Raw genomic sequence first — 18169 nt, 5'->3', positions numbered from 1 at the left:
TGTCGCGAGTTCGACTCTCGTTTCCCGCTCCATCTTAACTTCAAATTTTAAAATTCCTTCCGTTTCGCTCGCTTTTGAAGCACAAAATTTCGATATGAAAGCTTTGAAATGAAAATTTTAGTTTGCGTAAGCGGCGCGAGTTTTTGCGAGATCGGGTTTGATCTGCTTAAATTTCTTGCCAGCTCGCCGCATGAAATCCACGCCGTACTTACTCAGGGTGCGTGCCGCGTCCTGCGCGCCGAAAGCGGCATAGACGCGGACGAGGTCTTAAAATCCACGGAATTTAGAAGCGTAAAATTTCATCTCGATACCGATCTGGGCGCGCCGCCCGCTTCGGGCTCGTTCGGTATTGACGCCACAATCTTTGCGCCCTGCTCTATTGGCTCTTTGGCTAAAATTTACGGCGGGCTTTGCGACAGCTTAAGCACCCGCGCCGCTGCAGTCGCGTTAAAAGAGCACAAGCGGCTGGTTCTTGGCGTGCGTGAGATGCCGCTTTCTGCGATCAGCCTGCGTCAGATGAGCGAACTAGCCGCGCTCGGCGTCATCATCGCTCCGCCCGTGATCGCAGGCTACTGCGGCGTGCAAAATTTAAAAAATTTCATAATCGGCAAGTGGTGCGACGCTCTGGGCGTGCAAAACGAGCTATTTAAAAGGTGGCAATAATGCAAAACTCAAGAAAATGTATCTATCCGGGCACTTTCGATCCTATTACGAACGGCCATTTGGACGTCATCAAGCGTGCGCTAGGGCTTTTTGATGAGGTTATCGTGGCGGTCGCGCTAAACGAGAGCAAAAAGCCCTACTTCAGCCTAAAATCCAGACTGGAGATGGCGCGAGCCGCGATACGCGGGCTTCGTGGCGTGAGCGTGCAAAGCTTTGATAATTTGCTCGTGGATTTTGCTAAATCTTGCGGCGTGCGCTTCGTTATCCGCGGGCTTCGCGCGGTCAGCGACTTTGAGTACGAGCTACAGATCGGCTATGCAAACGCCTCGCTATGGGAGAAATTTGAGAGCGTGTATTTGATGCCGACGCTCAAAAACGCCTTCATCTCAAGCTCGATTGTCCGCTCCGTTTTGAGCCACGGCGGCGACGTTTCGCACCTGGTGCCGAGCGAAATTTTAAAATTTTTGAAAAAATGAGCTTGCAAGCGACTGAAATTTAGCCTGAATTTAGCTCGCGGGCGCAGCTAAATTTAAAATTTGCAAGCCACACGGGAGATAAAAATGAGCGAAGCAATGGATGAGATAGAAAGACTGCGAACGTTTTTAAAAAGCGTGAGAGATGAATACAAAGCCTTAAATAAAATAGCCGAAGCGCAGGCCGTAAGCAGGCGCTGGGCGTCTGGTAGCTATATCAATTTAGAACCGTTTTATTTCGAATATAACCGCTTCTTTAAGGGCAAAATTTTAAAAACTAAACCGAAAAAAATCGTAAACGCCTACGAATACGGCTTTGACGCGCAAGATCGCGTCGTTTTTGAAAGACAACATGACGGCAAAAAAAGTTTCTTTGAAAGCCTTTATTTTTGGGGGCGGGACGAAGTTTTAAAATATCATTTCGGTTGCTACAATAAAAGATGCTCAAAATGCTTCTATATAAAAAGATTTATCTATGAAAATGGCGAGCTAAAGTCCATCTACTCGGCCTTTGACAACAACGCCTATGGGATAGAAAATTTTACTTACGAAGGCGGCAAGCTCGCACAAAGACGGGAGTATGTAGAGCACCCTCGCGCAGGCAGAAGAAATGACGTAACAAACTATGAATTTGACGCAATGGGCGAGCTGAGCTTGATAACCGAAAATGGTTATGTGCGCTATCAAAAGCCTGATAAGGATATGAGCTACAAAAAGCTCTATGAGCTCGTCGCGCAAAGGCTGCTGCCCGCGATTAAAGAGACGATCAAAAAGCACGCACCGAATTGTAAACTCTACTGCATAAATTTAGCTTGCGATAATAGGAGTTTACCGCCGATCATCGGATTCGGCTCGCAAGAGCAGCGCGCGCAGTGGCTTGCGCAAAAGGATGGCTGGCTTCTTTGGCTCGTTACTGATTACGAGTTTCGAGCCGAGGTCGAAGTAGACTACGAAACGGCGAAAATTTTCGATCTTTTCAATCAAGAAACGCAACTAAACGATAAATATGCGCAGGCTAAAAAGCTCATTTGGGAGTGCGTGAAGCAGCTCAAAGAAGGTCTTGGCGAATTTGCGCTCGATATGACGGAAGATTTTACGATCACGGCTACCGATTGCGACCTTGGCGATCTGAGGAAAGATTTCATAGCGATAAATCCCGAGCTTGTAAGCACATATAAGGGCAAAATTTAAAATTTACAAGCTGCACGGGAGATAAAAAGGAATAAGCAAATGGATGAGATAGAAAAATTGCAAGCGCTTTTTAAAAGCGCAAAAAATGACTACGAAGCCCTAAAAAAGAGGGCTGAAGCGCAGGCCATAAGCAGACGCTGGGCGTCGGATGAGTATATTAATTTAGAGCCGTTTTATTTTGAGTTCAACCGCTTCTCAAAAGGTAGGGTTTTAAAAGAAGCGCCCAAAAACATCGCAAACGCCTATGAATACGGCTTTGACGCGCAAGATCGCGTCGTTTTTAAGAGGCAGTATGTGAGCAAAAAATATTTCTACGAAGAGTTTTATTTTTGGCAGCGGGATGAAATTTTAAGCTACCGATTTGATTATTACGATAAAAAATGCGTGAACGTAAAAAGATTTGTCTACGAAGATGGCACGCTAAAATCCATCTACTCTGCTTTTGCAAGCGAAGGCTACTGGATAGAGAATTTCGCTTACGAAGGCGGTAAGCTCGCGCAAAAGCAGTGGCACGGCACGGATCCATACGGAGGCAAATTCGACCGCGTCATAAACTACGAATTTGACGCGATAGGCGAGCTAGGCCTAATAGTCGAGGGCGGCTACGTGCACTACAGAAAACCGGATAAAAAAATGAGCTATAAAAAACTCTATGAGCTCGCCGCGCAAAGGCTGCTGCCCGCGATTAAAGAGACGATCAAAAAGCACGCGCCAGGCTGCAAGCTCTACTGCATAAATTTAGCCTACGACGACACGGGCTCGCTACCGCCTCAGATCGGATTCGGCTCGCAAGAGCAGCGCGCGCAGTGGCTTGCGCAGGGCGATGACGATAACTGGATCGTTTGGAACGTCGCCGATTACGAGTTTCAGGCCGAGTTGGACGAGGATGACGAGACGGCAAATCTTTTCGATCTTTTCAATCAAGAAACGCGGCTAAACGGCAGATATCCGCAAGCCAAAAAGCTTATTTTGGAGTGCGCGAAGCAGCTTAAGGCGGATATCGGCGAGCTCGGGCTCGACGTGAGCGAGGATTTTGCGCTCGTAGCGAGCGATTATGATCTTAGCGATCTACGGAAAAATTTCAAAGCGATAAATCCCGAGCTTGTAAGCACATATAAGGGCAAAATTTAAAATTTCATCTTTCGGCGCGCAGGACGAGCTTTGCGCCTTCGCTCATTGCGGCAAAATTTCATGATCTGCGGCGGCTAAAAATTTTATCGGCGCCGCGATTTTATATTTTTCATCGCACGCGGCGTCCGCCCGTCGCCGCGTCTACTGCGTTATCGGACAATATACCATGCTTTATACGGCGCCCGATGCCTTCCAGACACGCTATCTGTTTTTATTAAAAAACATACGCTACCTCATACTGCCTTCTTCACCGACGCGCCGCCTTTCGTTTATCTAGCGCCCGTTGTTCTGCCGGGCGCATACCCCGTTCCGTTTCCGCCTCGCATGACGCGCGCCATGTCCCGTCTAACGCCCTTCTCCGCTCGGTACATGTCCGTAAGCGCAAAATTTACTCGCCTGCTGTTATGCGACGCATCCGCCCAAGCGCTAAATTTAACCGCGAGCCGTGCCGCAAAAAGCAGGAGCCGAGTAAGGCAGAGCGCCCGATAAAATTTTATGCCGAAAGATCAAAAGCAGCTAGTATAAGCTCGCGCAAAAACCGATTTTGAGGCGAAATTTTACGCCCCGCTGTTTAAAAAAGCCGCTATTTAGCTATAAATTTGTAAAATAGCGCTCAAATTTAAAGGCGAAAAATGTATGTAATATTCGAAGGTATCGACGGCGTGGGTAAAAGCACGCAGATAGCGCGACTCGCGGCAACTTTTCCGCAGGCGATCGTGACCAAGGAGCCCGGCGGCACGAAGCTCGGCGAGGCGGTGCGAAGCCTCGTTTTGGGCGAGGATTTTAAGTGGCGGCGCGGCAGCGTAAATCTGCGCGAGGTCTGCGGCGAAATTTCAAAGCGCGCCGAGCTACTTTTGTTCCTCGCAGACCGCGCCGAGCACTACGAGCGCGTGATAAAGGACGGCGCGGACAGGCTCGTGCTAAGCGATCGCGGCTTCATCTCGGGGCTTGCCTATGCGCTGGCAAACGACGAAAACTCGGATCTTAGCGAGCTTATCGCGTTTAATAAATTTGCGCTTGGAGGTAAATTCGCAGATAAAATCGTGCTATTTTCGGCGGACGAACAGCTCGTTGGGCGGCGGCTCAAAACGCGCGCTAGCAGCGATATAATCGAAGCTCGCGGGCTGAAATACCTAATGCGCGTGCAGGAGCTGATGGCGCAAGCGTGCACGGCGTGCAGAGTTCAGACTCTGAAAATCGACGCCGCGCAATCCGAAGAAGCGATCTGCGATCAGATAAGAAATTTCATACTTTCTTAAAATTTTAAGGCGTGGAATTCTGCCGCTGGAGTTGATTTCTGGGCTCTGCCGTGAAATTTTAGCTATGGAATTCCGCCCATAAAATTTCATCTTCGAATTTCGTTATGGAATTTTACAGGAGAGATTCTAGGTAAAATTTCATGGGCGAAATTTGTTTTATAATTTCGCGGCAAAATTTCGGTACGTAATTCTGTATTAAAATTCTGCCGTAAACCGAAAAGGCGCGAAATTTCATAAGTGAAATCCCGCGCGGAATTTTAATTCGCGGATTCACAGGCGGAATTCCGCTTAAGCTTTAGATCGAAAGGATAGCGATGAAAACATTGAAGTTCGTTTTACGTAAGGTTTTTAAATTTATATTTCTATTTTGGGTGGTCATAAGCTCGCTTTTCGGCACATATATGATCGCCGATAAATTTTTCGGCCGCACCGTCGTAGCCTGGACGCTCATCTGTGATTTTAGCAGCGCTTCGCTGGATCTTAAGGATTTTAGCGTCAGCGCCAACTTAAGAGCTACCACTATCGGCGGACGACTATGGCGCGACGAGCGCGAGCCTGAGCCCGACTTCTCGGACGACAACTCCACCGGCGCTCCGTATGAACTAAGTATAAAATTTGACCACGTGAGCGCGCCGGGGATCGTGCTGAAAAACATCAAGCTCGAGCAGGTGCAAAGCGGGCGTGTCGTTTTTGAAAAAGATGAGCTAGAGGTGCCGATAGAGATGGGCTATAGCGGTTACAAAAGCGGCGGATTAGAGATACCTGATCTCGATTCTACGCATGTCGAACACAAACTGAGCGCCGAAATATGCGTGCCTGGGGGCACTTGCACAAACTTCACGCATTATTTCTTGCCATACAAACATGTAGAGGGCACAGCGGCTCTGCGAGGTATTTTTTAGCCGAGAAAGATTCGGCGTGAAATTTTAAAACATAAAATTTACGACGGCATGGGTTAATTTGGCGAAATAAACGAGTAGATTATCAATGCCCGCAGCATAGCGATATGATTTATTTGTGAGATAGAATTTTGCCGCTAGCCGTGTTTGTGCGAAACAAAATTTCAAAATTTCGCGGCGCATAAAATTTATAGCATGGCGCGAAATTATGCCCGGCAAAAATTTATGCCCTATTCCGGCACCGATAAATAAATCTGCTAACAAATCCCGAGAGGCGACAATCTATAAAATGATAAATTTACAATGCAGCGATTGGGTATAAAATTTTAAAATTACCGGCAAAAATATCATAATTTAAAAATGCGTTACATATTATAAAATGCGCTTTATTATCATTCGCCCTTTTATAATTTTCAGTATTTTTGCTAGCCGTTTCAAAAACGCTTTGCAAAATTTAGGCTATATTAAAGCTTAAAATACGCCTATTACGCATTTCTTGACTATTCAAAATTTTTTACTTCTTAAAAATCAAAATTTTAGCCATTTAAAATTTATACTTGAATTTAAACTGCAATTTAATTAAACATTAAAAATCTTTGTATTATTATTCGCCGCGTTAATAATCAATTCTATAATCATTAAGTAAGGAAATATGAATGTTTAGAAAATTCTCTCTCTCTCTCTATGCCTCGCTGCTCTTTTATGGCTCGCTTTACGCGGAAGACCAGGCAAATTCGCAAGAATTAGGAACCATCCAGGTAACGGGCAATGTCGATTCGCAAAGCGTAGCCGAGCAAAAGGTCGGCGAAACTAAAACTACCGCGCAGACTATCAAGAAGCAGCAGATCACCGATAGCAGAGACTTGGTGCGATACCAAACCGGTATCACGGCGGTCGAAACGGGTAGATTCGGCGCTAGCGGATATGCCGTTCGCGGCGTGGACGAAAACCGTGTGGCTATCACGGTGGACGGGCTTCGTCAAGCGGAGACTTTAAGCTCGCAAGGCTTTAAAGACCTCTTTGAGGGGTATGGAAATTTTAACAACACAAGAAACAGCGTAGAGATGGAAAACGTCAAAACGGCCAATATCACCAAAGGAGCCGACTCTATAAAAGCAGGAAGCGGTGCACTCGGCGGATCGGTTATGTTTGAAACCAAAGACGCTAGGGATTTCTTGACAGAAAAGAATTACCATTTCGGCTTTAAGCAGGGCTATCAAAGCGTCGATAGTCAAAATTTTCACTCCTTTACCGGTGCGGCTAGATACGGCTGGTTTGATCTTTTGGTTATAAATACCGATAGACACGGACATGAAAGAAAAAACTATTTCTACGACATATATGATAGTAAAGAGGATAAACTTCACATAGGTAAAACTCGCGAAAAGGCGGACCCATACACCATAACCAAAAAAAGCACGCTCGTAAAGGTAGGGTTTCAGCCGGGCGATGAGAATAGATTTTCGGTCGCGATAGATGACTCGAAGCAAAATTCTGACGGCGAGGATCTTTCTTATACGTTAAGAATGGGTAGCCGTCCAGATGCTTCGGAACGATATGGAAATAGAACAAACCACGATAGCTCTACCAGAAAAAACGTGCAGTTTGCTTACGAAAATTTCAGCGAAACGCCGCTTTGGGATCACGTTAAAATTTCATACTCAAAGCAGAGTATTAAAAACCGCGCGATAAACAGAGAGGGCTGCCAAGGAAGCGCCTGCCAGCAAACACAAAATCCATCGGGAATGCATTTAGACTCGAGCTCCGGTACGCATAATCTAGTAGATAAAAATAATAGACCTATAAGCGTCGATCCCGGGGATGTAGCGGAGGAAGCTTATATCGTAAGAGATGGCTCGGGTAATGTGCTTAGACTTAACGACGATTATAAAGCACATCTTGGATCCGCAATTGACATGTGGGGAGATGTTTATCATTCAACTTATGTAGATTGCTCCAAAATAGATTGCAATAAAAAATTTAAAGTATTAAAAGAAACATACGATGGGAATACTTGGAATTATAATTATGAACTCGTAGAAAGAGAGATCGAAAAACATACCCTTGCCGACGGAAGAACTTACGGAACCATAAAAAGAGATTCTAGCGATGCAGACGATGGAACAAAATCCCATAAATTATCTTTTTTAACTCCGGGAACGGACGGCTATAATTCCATACAATATACCGATAGGACGCTGGATACCGAAACGCAACAATTAAATTTGGATTTTGAGAAAGAGCTTAGCCTATTTAACATCATCGATAATTCCATATCATACGGCGGACTTTTAGATAAGACCGATAAATCGATGACGAACAAAGACGGGTTTTATGCAGGCGATTCACGATGGTGGGATAGTATATTTTTCGGTAATGTAAATAATGTGCCAAATCCAGATTGGCATATGAATGGCAATCTAAGAAGCAATACTACGGCGGTTAACACCTATCTGATCCCGGTGCAAACTACGACTACGGCAAGCTATATCGGGGATGAAATTCAAATAACTAAATATGTAGGCTTTGATCTCGGCTATCGCTACGACAAGGTAAAACATAAACCGAAATATACCGGCTATCCCGAAGTGCCCAGAGGCATCATAACCGGTTTGTGGGTGCCGTATCCTTACAACCCCTATGACGGAATACATGGTTACTACACTCCTTATGGAGAGGAAAATTATCAGCAAAATTTAAAATTCCTGTTAAGAGAGAAGGAATACAAAAGCGGCTCATATAAACTAGGTCTAAATTTAGACCCGCTGGATTGGATGAGGATACAGCTAAAGGGATCCAAGGGCTTCCGCGCTCCGACATCGGATGAGGCGTATATGACCTTTAAGCATCCGGACTTTTCTATCCGTCCAAATATCGACCTGGAAGCCGAGATCGCAAGGACGAAAGAGATCGCTCTTACTTTTTATAGTGAGAGAAGCCGCATAACTTTCGATGTCTTTAAGACGGATTATAAAAATTTTATCGATCTTGAATTTTTGGGAAATTTACAAGTCGTAGATCAGCAGATACCCTATCCGTTTTATCAAAACGTAAACCGAGATAGCGCCAAAGTGCATGGATTTGAGATAAATACCCATCTGGAGCTAGGCGATGTATCGGAGAGCCTGGAGGGATTTAGGCTGGGGTACAAATACAGCAGGCAAAAGGGCAGGATGTCGTGCGCCAGCAACGGCTCAAACGCCAATGATTCAAACTCCGGATGCAGTAGGGGCGAAGAGGTGCCGATGAATGCGATCCAACCGCCTACTTCCGTCTATAATATCGGCTATTCTACGCCCGGCGACAAATATGGCATTGATCTTTTCATAACTGACGTAGGAGCCAAGAAGCGCAAAGATACCTACAATATGTATTGGAAAAGCCAAGTCGAAAGAACGGATCCATATTGGGGGCACATCGATGCTTCTATAGTAAACGGAGAGCCCGTAACCGATAATACCAAAGGTTGGCGAAGCGGTGATTATACGGTAGTGGACGTTATTGCTTATGCAAAGCCGCAAAAAAATTTTAACTTTAGTCTAGGCGTTTACAACCTAACCAACGCCAAATATATCACTTGGGATAGCGCCCGCTCGATCAGGGCTTTTGGAACGGTCAATATGATCGATCAAGCGACGGGTGCGGGCATAGGCAGGTTTTACGCGCCACGTAGAAATTTTAGATTTAACTGGGAGGTAACATTTTAGTTCTTGGTGTGTTTCGATCCAAAATTTAAAACGAATTTCGAATCCATGGCTCAAGTTGATCAAATCGAGCCCTGGATTGCAATTTATGCTTTAAATTTATCCAATGAGCCTTTGCAACGCAAGAGCAAGATCGCTTCGTATTTTTGGTATTTCAATAAAATTTTTAGCGATATAATTTTTGCCGAACGGTAACATTTTGTGCGCGCATTAAATTTGTATATCGCCGCTTTCGTTTATGCGGTTTTGGCTCAGAACCTACCGCCGTACGGTATAAATTTTACATTTCTATCGATAAAGCCTTTTTTACTAAGGTCAAAGGCAAACTTTCATATCACCTAAATTTGCTAGCCGTATGATCCTAATAAAGACGAGTTAGAAGCACCGAAGACATTTGACAACCGCACGCAAAACTACGGCGGCAGAATGAGACCTACGATAAGGCGCACAAGACGATGCTTAAGACAAATGATTTTTTATTTATGCTTTAATACGCGGAAAAATAAAGACGAATTAGCCTCTATTTTTCTCGATTTCATATAAAATTTTGATTTTTTTACAAGCTCTTTGTAAGATACAGAACCCCAAGGCAATATATAATAAAATGGACAACTTACTAATGCCGTAAAACCATATGAGAAACGCTACGATTAAAAAGGCTATTAATATAAAATCCCAAATTATAGCTAGGGCCTGTTTCACTCCCATATAATTTGAATACTTAGCTAAAATCAAAACATGCGTTACGCTAGGTGACTCAGGTGAAAGATAACAATACGTTACCTCGACTATATCGCCGTTATCAGCAAACCATTGATCGGGATAGTCGAAAAATCTTATTCCTTTTACTTCAAATGTTACATACAGTCCGTCTCGCCCCCAGTCTGTTTCTAAGTTTTCCATCTTGCCGATAATTGTGAAAAATTTCAATTTGCTTGAAGCTTTCTTTTTTAAATGCCACATTATTTTCCTCCAAATTTCGGTAAAATTTCGTAAAATACGCGCTACTTTCTGTGGTATTCGCACTAAAATTTTAATTTTTGCACACTCGCGTTAAGATAGGCGAGAAGCCCCATTAAAATAAATATTAACGATACGCAATCATAGAAATTCTCTAAAACCGAGCAGCGTATGCGAAAACATACACCCTTAATCTCAAAAAGCACAAATGTATCGATACTTTTCGCAATGTATGGACGCTTAAATTTTCGATTCTGCTCGTGATTTTACTTTTAGCTTCGGATTTTGGCAAAAGATTCATATCTATAGTCCGTGCGCAAAATTCGCCACCGAAAGGTACAGCGGATTAAAGTGCATAGAATTGTAAAGTTGAGCTTGCTTACGATAATATTCAAAGTTCCATCCTGCGCGAGTTAAATTTATATAATTTTAAAATCGAGCCGAACCCGAGCATACGTTCGATCCCGGGAATTTTTTATGAAATTTCAAAATTTTAAATCGCTGCTTTCAACCAAAATTTTTAAATTTTCAAATTCTCACACGCCATAGAAATTCAAATTTCGCAAATTTAAAAATTTGAATCGGGTGTGCAAATTCGGCGTAAATTAAAACTCCGTAAAATTTTAAATTTCGCTCGAATGCAGCGCAAATTTAAACATTAAATCTAAAGTGCATCACATCGCCGTCTTGCACGACGTAGTCCTTGCCCTCAAGGCGCATTTTGCCCGCTTCTTTCGCCCTGCTCTCGCCGCCGCACGCGATAAAATCATCAAATCCGATCACCTCGGCTCTGATAAATCCGCGCTCAAAGTCGTTGTGGATCACGCTCGCGGCCTTCGGAGCCTTCCAGCCCTTCGTGATCGTCCACGCGCGCACCTCCATCTCACCGGCAGTAAAGTAGCTGATGAGGCTGAGCTTTGCGAAGGAGCGCTTGATGATGAGCTCCAGCCCGCTTTGCTGTGCGCCCAGGCTTTGCAGCATCTCGTGCGTCTCCTCGTCGCTTAGTCCTATCAGCTCCTCTTCGATCTTGGCGCAGAGCTTGATCACCTCGGCGCCGCGGGCATTTGCGTATTCTCTTACGCGCGCGACATATTCGTTATCCTGCGCGATGCCGTCTTCGTCCACATTTGCGCCGTAGATTACATCTTTGGCGCTAAGCAGGCGCAGCTCGCGATTTAAAGCGATGTAGCTTTCGTCCTCTTTGAGCGCAAAATTTGAAGCGGGCTTGCCGTCGTTTAGATGCGCTAAAAGCTCGTTTGCCAAGGCTAGCGCCTCTTTAGCGCCCTTTTGATTTGCTTTGGCTTCCTTGCCGAGGCGCTCGATCTTGCGGCCAAGCTGCTCGATGTCTGCTAAAATAAGCTCGGTTTCGATGATCTCGATGTCGCGGATAGGATCGACGCAGCCTTCGACGTGAGTTATGTCGCCGCTTTCGAAGCAGCGCACGATATGAAGGATGATCTCGCACTCGCGGATATTTGAAAGAAATTTATTCCCTAGCCCCTCGCCTTTGCTAGCTCCGCGCACGAGGCCCGCGATATCTACGAATTCTATCGTAGAATGCACGATACGCTGCGGATTAACGATCTGTGCTAGCTTACCGAGCCTGGCATCGGGCACGGGCACGACCGCTTTATTGGGCTCGATCGTGCAAAATGGATAGTTCTGCGCCTGCGCGTTTTGCGCGCCGCTAAGTGCATTAAAAGTGGTGGATTTACCGACGTTCGGAAGCCCTACGATCCCTACTGAAAGCCCCATTTACGCGTCCTTCAGCTCTTTGGCTAGAGCCTGCAAGAAATATAAGTTTGCTCTCACGCCTGCGCCAGTCGCGCCCGCGGCGTAATAGCCCCACGCCTTTTCCAGATACGCAGGTCCTGCGATATCAAGGTGCAGCCACCTGTCTTTATACTCGTCTTTTATAAATTTATCCAAAAATAGTCCCGCAGTTATCGCGCCGCCGTACCTGCTGGAAGCGCAGTTGGAGACATCCGCGATACTGCTTTTGATTAGCTCGCGCAGATAATCGTTAAATTCCAAAATGCTAAATAGCTCGCCGCTACAATCGCTAAGATCTTTAAATTTACGCTTTAGCTCCTCGCTGTTTCCCATGATGCCGCTAGTGTATTCGCCAAGCCCCACAACGCAAGCGCCTGTTAGCGTCGCCATATCGATTAGCAGATCGGGGGCAAGATCCTGCGCGTAGCTTAAGCAGTCGGCGAGCACGAGCCTGCCCTCTGCGTCGGTGTTTCGCACCTCTATGCTTACGCCGCTGCGGCTAAGTAGCACGTCGTCGGGCTTATACGAATCGCCGCCGATCATATTCTCGGTAGCGCCGATGACCGCATGTATCTCAAACGGCAGCTCAAGCTCAGCGGCGCCCTTGATGATGCCCATCGCGGCAAGCGCGCCGCTTTTGTCGCTTTTCATCGTAAGCATATAATCGCTCGGCTTCAGACTTAGCCCGCCGCTGTCATAAGTAAGCCCTTTGCCCACGAAAACGACGCGCTTTAAGCAGCGCTGCGGCTTATAGATCAGATGGATGAGGCGCGGTGGATGAGCGCTGGAGCGATTGACCGCCAAAAACGCATTCATATTCTGCTCGCGCAAAAAGTCCTCGTCGTAAATTTTAACGCTCACGTCGTCGTAGTTAGACGCCAAAATTTCAGCCTCGCTCGCCATCTTTTCGGGCGTGTAAATTTCAGGAATCTCATTGACGCCGTCGCGCGTGAAATTTGCGGCGTTTGCCATCACGGTGCCCTGCTGCACGCCGTAGTTCATCTTTTGCACGTCGAGGCTACTGCCGCCGTACTCCTGCGTCGAGATTAAAATTTCATTCAAGCTGGAGTTTTTTTTATCGCTTTTGTATTTGTTAAACTCATAACCGCCCAAAAGCACGCCCTCGACCATCGCCATCGTGCTTCTGCGGTCGCAGCCGCATTTATAAAAGGCGATTTTAAAATTTTTGATCGCGTAGCCCTTAAGCACATTGTATGCGCTCGCAAGCGCCGCTCGCAACCTATCGAAGCTAAGCTCTTTGATCCCTACGTACAGCCGCCCGCTCTCGGCAAGGAGTAGATTGCCCTCGCCTTTGTAGTTAAAAAGCGCAAACTTATCCGCGTCTTTAATAAATTCGTGATTTAAATTTTTATCCACGACCAAAATAACTTCAAAATCCGCCTCTATCTCGTTAATTTTACGATCTAGCAGTTTTACTTTCATCTCGTTCCTTTCGTGAGTTCATAAAGTGATTTTCCATACGTTTAAATAACCTAAAAAATAGATATAAAATTCCACCTATGATAGGTATCGCAAAATACCAGTGTTGCTCGATTAGCCGCAGCCCGCTCCAGATCTCCTCGCCGAAATACCACGCTAAAACCATCGTCGCACCCGACCAGCACCAAGCGCTAAAAAGATTGATAATCGCAAATTTCTTTGCGCTGTAGCGAGTTATACCGATACTCATCGGGATGATGACGCGGAAGCCATACATATAGCGCTGCATTAAAATTATCGGCCAGCCGTAGCGTTGCAAAAGTAGGTGTGCAATCGCAAATTTTCGGCGCTGCGCCGCGAGCTTTTTACTGATATATTTTTTGTTGTAGCGACCGATATAAAAATAAAACTGATCGCCGCAAAATGCCCCAAGACCCGCGACAAAGATACCTAGCGGCAAATTTATGTGCCCCTCGTGCGCCATTATGCCGCCTAAAATCAGTGCGATTTCGCCTTCTAAAATACACCAAACAAAAAGCACGATATAGGCGTATTGGTGGTATTCTTGTAATAAATTTTTAAGTAGCTCTTCCAAAATTACGCCTCTAAAACGCAATAAACGTTTGTGCGGCGCGAAAATTCGCCTAGATCGTTTAACTCGCGCAAATTTAATAAAAAGCACGCCTCGACGCACTTGGCCTGCGTCTGCGCGATGAGATCTAATGCCGCGCGCGCCGTGCCTCCGGTGGCGATAAGATCGTCAATTAGCAGCACCTTGGCATCCTGCACGCCGGAGAATGCATCCACATGCATCTCGACCTGATCGAAGCCGTATTCAAGGCTGTATTTTTGCGAAATCGTAATATAAGGAAGCTTCTTTGGCTTTCTAATTGGCACAAAAGCGACCCTCAACCTCGCAGCAAGTGCCGCTGCAAAAATAAATCCGCGACTTTCTATGCCTACTATGTAATCAAGTCCGTAATCGGCGTAGCGCTCGGCTAGATGATCAAGCAGGAAATTAAACGCCTCGCGATCGCCTACGAGCGTCGTGATATCGTAAAACAAAATACCGGGCTTTGGGAAGTCGCGCACGGTGCGGATCGAGCGAAATAAATAGCTTTTTTGCTCGCTGCTTAGGCTTTTCATAGCTTACCTCTTTTCAATCTTGCGTTTTGGATTTTTAAGCTGCAGTTTTCGCTCTCCTCGTTTTGTAGGGCCTCAATGCCGAAGCGAAGGGCAGTTTTGAGCTTTTCATTATCGCTTTTAAGCTTTGAAATTCTCTCTTCGCTCTTGCGAAGTAAGGCGTAAATTTTAGAATTTTTTCGAATCGATAGAATAAGTAGTGCTGCAAAAAATAGCGCTAAAACGCCTAATACTACGCTCATTGCTCGCCTCCTTCATTTGGATTTGCAAAGCGCATAGTAGCGGGTGTTGCGTTAAAATAGACAGAATTTAGGTTTTTAAAATACGCACTAGAAAGATTTGCTTCCTTTAAATTTACGCTCGTAATAGCAGAATTCGCATCTGTTAAACCCGCACTAGCGCAATTCATGCTTTTTAGCTTAACACTCACACAGACGGAATTTGTAGCCTTGAAATTTATAATTGCTGGGTTCAAACCGACAAAATATTTGCGGCTAGCTTTTTGAGCAAAATTTTTCTCGCAAACGCTCGCGCGCGTAAAATTTAACGTAGAATTTGTGCTAGTGGAATTTTTATCTAGCGGATTTTTCTCATTAAAGATTATCTTTGCGTGTGTCGAATCTAAATTTATATGACGTGCACCGCAAAAGCCTATCAAGGAATTCTCGCCGGTAAATAAGGAATTTTTATCGTTAAAGCTCCGTGCAAAATTTGACGCGGAATCCGTGTCGATAGGATTTTTGTCGGAAGGATTTTTACCACCGAAGCTTAATTTGGAATTCCGCCCATTTAAATTAGCGCTATAGCTTTGTTCCGTAAAATTTTGAGCGGAGTTCTGCATGAAATTCTCCCCATCAAATCCATGCGCGCAATTCGCACTACCGCAAGCACCTAGCTTTGCGACGCGCTTAATGTGCCTACCGCCCGCAAAATCGGTGCTAAAAAACGCCCTAATCATATCTCCGATCACCAGCGCGCCCATTAATCGCTCGCCGAAGGCTAGGACGTTGGCGTCGTTGTGCTCTCTAGCTAGTCTAGCGCTCGTCGCGTCATGACACAGCGCGCAGCGGATGTGAGCGTGGCGATTTGCAGCGATGCTGATACCGATGCCAGTACCGCAAATCAAAACGCCGTAAATGCCGTAGTCGGTGGAATTTAAAATTTTATCTTTGCTCGCATTCGGGCTTACGGCTGCGTTTACGCAGGTAGTCATGCTTTCGCTAGCGTTAAAATTTTGACGACTAGCATTTTTTATAACGTTAAAATTTTCATTTTTCCCGCTACATTGTACGGCGTCGTTAAAATTTCCGCTACCGTTTATACTCGCGCTGGAATTTTCGCTGCCGCTATTACCGCCTGCTTCAGAATTTTCCGCGGCTGCAGCAGAATTTATGCCGTCGTTTTCTTTAAAATTTCCACTTCGCGCGCAGGCTTCACATTCGGCTAAAATTTTATCAGCCAGTGTGTCCGCAAAATCGGGATAGTCCACGCTCGCTTCTGCGCTGTGCGTGCCAAGATCGACCGCTTCGTAACCTAAAGCGGCGAGCGCTTTTTTGGCTTGCTCCTTGGCACGAAAGCCCGCGTGATCGCTCGCTATGAAAATTTTATTTATTTGCATTGCCGCTCCTTATTTTTGCTCATAGATTAGGCTCTCGTCGTTTTGCAAGGTATCGACGAAGCGTCCGATTCGCTCCCAGCGGATCTTGCGATCGGCATCGATACTAAAATATGTAAACCACGGCTTACCGACGATCAGACGATAAGGTACCGGACCCCAAAAGCGGCTATCGGCGGAATTATTTCGATTATCGCCTATCATAAAATACTCATCCTGCGGCACTTTGATGTAAAAGGCATTGAAGCTTATCCCCGCAGCTTCGAAGCTGTGAGGAATTTCACTTAGACTAATGGGCTTCATAGAAAGCTCACCCTTCTCAAGTGCGATTTTGACATTTGTTAGCATTGAGTTTCTAGCATTAGGGTCGTAGTGAATGCCCTTAAATTTATACGGCTCTTTGACATATTTTTCGCCACCTAAAATCACAATGTCGCGAGCATCATAGTTCGCAGCAATGAACTCGTCGCCTTCATGCGGACGAAGGTAGAAATTATTCAGATCAAATATCACCTCGTCGCCGCCTACGGCAAAATTTCGCTTTACAAAGTGCATTTTTTCATTAATCGGATAGCGAAAAACCACGATGTCGCCGCGTTTCGGACCCTCGCCTCGGATAATATGCCCGTCGCCATCGCTGTCCGGAGCCACCTGCCACTCTACAAATGGAATATGCGGGGTCGGGATGCCGTAGCTAAATTTTTTAACGAATAAAAAATCACCCTCCAAAAGAGTAGTGCGCATCGATCCGCTGGGGATCACGAAGGCTTGCGCAACAAAAAGAATGACGAATAAAACGACGATGACCGTCCCCGTCCAACTCGATAAAAATTTATAAATTTTGCTTAGTATTTTCATTTAGGCTCTTTGTCTTAAGCGATTTTTCGCCGATTTTATCGTATTGCTCAAAAGCATCGCAATCGTCATCGGCCCCACACCTCCGGGCACGGGTGTGATGAACGAGCATTTTGGCGCGACTGCTTCAAAATCGACGTCACCTCTTAGCTTGCCGTCCTCGCCGCGATTGATCCCCACATCGATCACCACCGCGCCTTGTTTTACCATATCGGCGCCCACAAAACGGGTTCTGCCGACCGCCGCGACCAAAATGTCGGCGTCTGCGCAAAGCCGCTTTAAGTCTTTCGTCTTGCTATGAGCGATAGTGACGGTGGCATCGGCATTTAGAAGCAAGCTCACCATCGGCTTTCCGACGATATTACTGCGACCCAGCACGACGGCATTTTTGCCCGCGATCTGCACGCCGTATTCCTCAAGCAGGCGCATCACGCCAAGCGGAGTGCAAGGCACAAAACCGTCCGAAAGCCCGCTAGTAAGCTTGCCTACGTTTATCGCACTAAATCCGTCCACGTCCTTTTGCGGGCTTATTTTTTCTAAAATTTTATTCGTATCAATGTGCTTTGGAAGCGGCAACTGCACCAAGATGCCGTCGATACTTTCGTCATCGTTTAAATTTTCTATCAGTTCTAAAAGCGCCGCCTCGCTCACGTCGGAGCTCAAGCGGTGCGCTACGGAGCGGATCCCACAGACAGCGCAGGCTTTTTCCTTGCTCGCGACATAGGTCTTACTAGCCGCGTCCTCGCCTACCAAAATCACCGCCAGCGCGGGCTCTACGCCCTTTGCGGCAAGATCCGAAGCGGCCGATTTGATCTCCTCTTTTACCTTTGCGCTTATGCTTTTGCCGTCGATTAAAGTCATTTAAAGCCTTTTTGAAAAATAGGGAATGTTACCCTAAAATTTATAAAATTTAGATTTATTTAGCAGGATTTATGGGAATTCGAAAGAATTTTAAAAAGAATTTCGTCCTGCTCAAATAAGCCTAAATTTTATCGTCATTATAGACGGATGGACGCCTTGTCGCCGCTACATTCAGGCCGAGACGCTGCTAAGGCTCGTATTG

The 18169-nt window shown here is 45.7% G+C and carries 15 protein-coding genes and 2 pseudogenes; 7 read left to right on the top strand and 10 right to left on the bottom strand.

The window, feature by feature from the left end; genetic code table 11:
• Positions 1 to 108: 108 nt before the first annotated feature.
• The 7 genes from Q0274_RS06940 to Q0274_RS06910 all read left to right on the top strand — a co-directional run bounded on the left by Q0274_RS06940 (position 109) and on the right by Q0274_RS06910 (position 9323).
• Complete coding sequence (locus Q0274_RS06940; protein ID WP_298028492.1) at positions 109 to 663, top strand: UbiX family flavin prenyltransferase; 555 nt, start codon at positions 109 to 111, stop codon at positions 661 to 663.
• A complete protein-coding gene (gene coaD / locus Q0274_RS06935) occupies positions 663 to 1139 on the top strand; it encodes a pantetheine-phosphate adenylyltransferase (RefSeq protein ID WP_298028491.1) in 477 nt (158 codons plus the stop codon). The genes Q0274_RS06940 and coaD overlap by 1 nt, the downstream gene beginning before the upstream one ends.
• An 84-nt stretch (positions 1140 to 1223) precedes the next feature.
• Positions 1224 to 2327 (top strand): hypothetical protein, encoded by a 1104-nt coding sequence (locus tag Q0274_RS06930; protein WP_298028490.1) that lies wholly within the window; start codon positions 1224 to 1226, stop codon positions 2325 to 2327.
• Between the two features lie 39 nt (positions 2328 to 2366).
• Positions 2367 to 3458, top strand: coding sequence for a hypothetical protein (locus Q0274_RS06925; RefSeq protein ID WP_298028489.1), 1092 nt, complete (start codon positions 2367 to 2369; stop codon positions 3456 to 3458).
• A gap of 632 nt (positions 3459 to 4090) precedes the next feature.
• Positions 4091 to 4717, top strand: a complete 627-nt coding sequence (gene tmk / locus Q0274_RS06920; protein WP_298028488.1) for a dTMP kinase — start codon at positions 4091 to 4093, stop codon at positions 4715 to 4717.
• Positions 4718 to 5031: 314 nt separating this feature from the next.
• On the top strand, positions 5032 to 5619 hold the full coding sequence (locus Q0274_RS06915; protein ID WP_298028487.1) for a hypothetical protein: 588 nt from the start codon (positions 5032 to 5034) through the stop codon (positions 5617 to 5619).
• A 653-nt stretch (positions 5620 to 6272) separates the two neighbouring features.
• Entirely contained in the window at positions 6273 to 9323 is a 3051-nt protein-coding gene (locus Q0274_RS06910) for a TonB-dependent receptor (RefSeq protein WP_298028486.1), read from the top strand.
• A 510-nt stretch (positions 9324 to 9833) separates the two neighbouring features.
• Here the strand turns inward: Q0274_RS06910 and Q0274_RS06905 are convergent.
• The 10 genes and pseudogenes from Q0274_RS06905 to folD form a co-directional block, all read right to left on the bottom strand.
• Positions 9834 to 10283: a hypothetical protein gene (locus tag Q0274_RS06905; RefSeq protein ID WP_298028485.1), complete on the bottom strand. Its 450-nt coding sequence runs from the start codon at positions 10281 to 10283 to the stop codon at positions 9834 to 9836.
• Between the two features lie 648 nt (positions 10284 to 10931).
• On the bottom strand, positions 10932 to 12035 hold the full coding sequence (gene ychF / locus Q0274_RS06900; protein WP_298028484.1) for a redox-regulated ATPase YchF: 1104 nt from the start codon (positions 12033 to 12035) through the stop codon (positions 10932 to 10934).
• Positions 12036 to 13496 (bottom strand): leucyl aminopeptidase, encoded by a 1461-nt coding sequence (locus Q0274_RS06895; RefSeq protein WP_298028483.1) that lies wholly within the window; start codon positions 13494 to 13496, stop codon positions 12036 to 12038.
• Positions 13471 to 14088, bottom strand: a complete 618-nt coding sequence (locus Q0274_RS06890) for a DedA family protein (protein ID WP_177388946.1) — start codon at positions 14086 to 14088, stop codon at positions 13471 to 13473. Before Q0274_RS06890 ends, Q0274_RS06895 begins: the two co-directional genes overlap by 26 nt.
• A 2-nt stretch (positions 14089 to 14090) precedes the next feature.
• Complete coding sequence (locus tag Q0274_RS06885) at positions 14091 to 14639, bottom strand: adenine phosphoribosyltransferase (RefSeq protein ID WP_291937052.1); 549 nt, start codon at positions 14637 to 14639, stop codon at positions 14091 to 14093.
• On the bottom strand, positions 14636 to 14878 hold the full coding sequence (locus tag Q0274_RS06880; protein WP_005870567.1) for a hypothetical protein: 243 nt from the start codon (positions 14876 to 14878) through the stop codon (positions 14636 to 14638). Before Q0274_RS06880 ends, Q0274_RS06885 begins: the two co-directional genes overlap by 4 nt.
• A 647-nt stretch (positions 14879 to 15525) precedes the next feature.
• A pseudogene (locus Q0274_RS06875) lies at positions 15526 to 15771 on the bottom strand (RpiB/LacA/LacB family sugar-phosphate isomerase); the annotation flags it as partial.
• Positions 15772 to 16086: 315 nt separating this feature from the next.
• A pseudogene (locus Q0274_RS06870) lies at positions 16087 to 16254 on the bottom strand (RpiB/LacA/LacB family sugar-phosphate isomerase); the annotation flags it as partial.
• A 9-nt stretch (positions 16255 to 16263) separates the two neighbouring features.
• A complete protein-coding gene (gene lepB / locus Q0274_RS06865; RefSeq protein WP_298028482.1) occupies positions 16264 to 17109 on the bottom strand; it encodes a signal peptidase I in 846 nt (281 codons plus the stop codon).
• Positions 17110 to 17967, bottom strand: a complete 858-nt coding sequence (folD, locus tag Q0274_RS06860; RefSeq protein ID WP_298028481.1) for a bifunctional methylenetetrahydrofolate dehydrogenase/methenyltetrahydrofolate cyclohydrolase FolD — start codon at positions 17965 to 17967, stop codon at positions 17110 to 17112.
• Positions 17968 to 18169 lie beyond the last annotated feature (202 nt).

This window comes from uncultured Campylobacter sp. (assembly GCF_937973075.1).
Taxonomy (GTDB): domain Bacteria; phylum Campylobacterota; class Campylobacteria; order Campylobacterales; family Campylobacteraceae; genus Campylobacter_B.
Note: the sequence above shows the minus strand (reverse complement) of the source record. Positions and strands in the feature narration are given on the sequence as shown.

Excerpts from the sequence above, each read along its gene's own strand:
- coaD (WP_298028491.1), top strand. The coding sequence starts at position 663 with ATGCAAAACTCAAGAAAATGTATCTATCCGGGCACTTTCGATCCTATT.
- Q0274_RS06910 (WP_298028486.1), top strand. The coding sequence starts at position 6,273 with ATGTTTAGAAAATTCTCTCTCTCTCTCTATGCCTCGCTGCTCTTTTAT.
- Q0274_RS06885 (WP_291937052.1), bottom strand. The coding sequence starts at position 14,639 with ATGAAAAGCCTAAGCAGCGAGCAAAAAAGCTATTTATTTCGCTCGATC.
- Q0274_RS06930 (WP_298028490.1), top strand. The coding sequence starts at position 1,224 with ATGAGCGAAGCAATGGATGAGATAGAAAGACTGCGAACGTTTTTAAAA.
- folD (WP_298028481.1), bottom strand. The coding sequence starts at position 17,967 with ATGACTTTAATCGACGGCAAAAGCATAAGCGCAAAGGTAAAAGAGGAG.
- ychF (WP_298028484.1), bottom strand. The coding sequence starts at position 12,035 with ATGGGGCTTTCAGTAGGGATCGTAGGGCTTCCGAACGTCGGTAAATCC.
- lepB (WP_298028482.1), bottom strand. The coding sequence starts at position 17,109 with ATGAAAATACTAAGCAAAATTTATAAATTTTTATCGAGTTGGACGGGG.
- Q0274_RS06940 (WP_298028492.1), top strand. The coding sequence starts at position 109 with ATGAAAATTTTAGTTTGCGTAAGCGGCGCGAGTTTTTGCGAGATCGGG.
- Q0274_RS06905 (WP_298028485.1), bottom strand. The coding sequence starts at position 10,283 with ATGTGGCATTTAAAAAAGAAAGCTTCAAGCAAATTGAAATTTTTCACA.
- Q0274_RS06895 (WP_298028483.1), bottom strand. The coding sequence starts at position 13,496 with ATGAAAGTAAAACTGCTAGATCGTAAAATTAACGAGATAGAGGCGGAT.
- Q0274_RS06915 (WP_298028487.1), top strand. The coding sequence starts at position 5,032 with ATGAAAACATTGAAGTTCGTTTTACGTAAGGTTTTTAAATTTATATTT.
- tmk (WP_298028488.1), top strand. The coding sequence starts at position 4,091 with ATGTATGTAATATTCGAAGGTATCGACGGCGTGGGTAAAAGCACGCAG.
- Q0274_RS06880 (WP_005870567.1), bottom strand. The coding sequence starts at position 14,878 with ATGAGCGTAGTATTAGGCGTTTTAGCGCTATTTTTTGCAGCACTACTT.
- Q0274_RS06925 (WP_298028489.1), top strand. The coding sequence starts at position 2,367 with ATGGATGAGATAGAAAAATTGCAAGCGCTTTTTAAAAGCGCAAAAAAT.